The 1,394-nt window shown below is 26.0% G+C and carries 2 protein-coding genes; one reads left to right on the top strand and one right to left on the bottom strand.

Annotated features, from left to right (window positions below; all coding sequences use genetic code 11):
• A partial coding sequence (locus E6A48_RS10540) for a hypothetical protein (protein WP_219710172.1) occupies positions 1–772 on the top strand: 772 nt, incomplete at its 5' end.
• Here the strand turns inward: E6A48_RS10540 and pyrR are convergent.
• A complete protein-coding gene (gene pyrR, locus E6A48_RS10535) occupies positions 769–1,296 on the bottom strand; it encodes a bifunctional pyr operon transcriptional regulator/uracil phosphoribosyltransferase PyrR (RefSeq protein WP_013244576.1) in 528 nt (175 codons plus the stop codon). The genes E6A48_RS10540 and pyrR overlap by 4 nt on opposite strands.
• Between the last annotated feature and the right edge of the window lie 98 nt (positions 1,297–1,394).

Here is a 1,394-nt window from a genome sequence, read left to right as displayed (position 1 = left end):
TGAAGAAGAAAATAAAATAGACGAAAACACTCTAATAGGTGATGATGAAATAGAAGAAAATATAAATGATAACTCTTTGATAGATGATGATAAAGTAATAGTTGATGATAATACTCTAATAGGTGATGATGAAGAACTTGAAGAAATAGTAGAAAATAATTTAGAAAAATTGAATGAAATTATGGAATTAAATGCTGTTAATCAAGTAAAAGATGCCGATTTAAGTATTATGGAACATCTTATATCAGGTCAAAGTGATGAAGATGGTCATGAACTTATACATATAGATAATAAAAAAAATAAAAACAATAATAACAAAAATAAAAAGTCTGTTGAAGAATATGATGAAACAGATAAACTTCTAACAAAGGAACATACAATGGCTGAAGAAAAAGAATTATATGAAACAGAAAAAAATAATATAGAAACTAATGTAAAAGTAGAAGATGAATTTAGCCTTAATGAAGATATAGAAAAAAAAGAAAATACAGAATACAATCCAAATGAAGATTTTGACGGAGAAATAAGTCAATTAGATTTAGATTTCGCCATAAAGATGTTTGAAGCAGAAGAAAATAGTAATAATAATGAAATAGCATATTGTGGCAAAAATGATCTTTTACTTTCAGAAAGCGAAATGAATAAATTTAAAAAACTATTCTCATACTTTAAAAACATAGTAGAGAAAATGCCAACTGAATGTTTAAAAGATTTCTCTAAAACAGAGTTCTATGATCTTTATTCATCTTTAAGCAGAAAGTTTGATGATTAAGCTTTATCTTTAAGTAAAACTATATCCTCACCCTCTAATTCTTTAATTCTTACAGATATATATTGGTCAGCAGGAACATTTAATGCAAGCCCAACATAATTTGCAGATATAGGAAGCTCTCTTCCAAATCTATCAACTAATACAAGTAAAACAACTCTCTGAGGTCTACCATATTCAAATAAAGCATTTAAAGCAGCTCTAATAGTTCTGCCTGTATAAAGTACATCATCTACAAGAAGAATAGTTTTTCCTGTAATATCAAAAGGTATGTCAGTTTCTTTAATTTCAGGGAATTCTGATAAAGTAGATAAATCATCTCTATAGAGGTTAATATCAATGGCACCTATAGGTATATCTATATTTATTTTCTCTTCTATAAGTTTTTTAAGTCTTACAGCCAAATAATCTCCTCTTCTTCTTATACCCACAATAGAAAGTTTATCCATATTTTCCTTTTCAATTACTTCAGCAGCAAGTCTTGGAAGAACTTTTTCATAATCTTCAGCTTTTAATAAAACTCTCATCAATATAACCCCTTTTTATTTATCATTAAAAATACTATTTGATTATAATATTAAAGCAAAAAAAAGCAATATAATAATTTTTACATTTTATAAAAAAA

The organism is Brachyspira pilosicoli, assembly GCF_019402445.1.
Taxonomy (GTDB): Bacteria; Spirochaetota; Brachyspiria; order Brachyspirales; family Brachyspiraceae; genus Brachyspira; species Brachyspira pilosicoli_B.
Note: the sequence above shows the minus strand (reverse complement) of the source record. Positions and strands in the feature narration are given on the sequence as shown.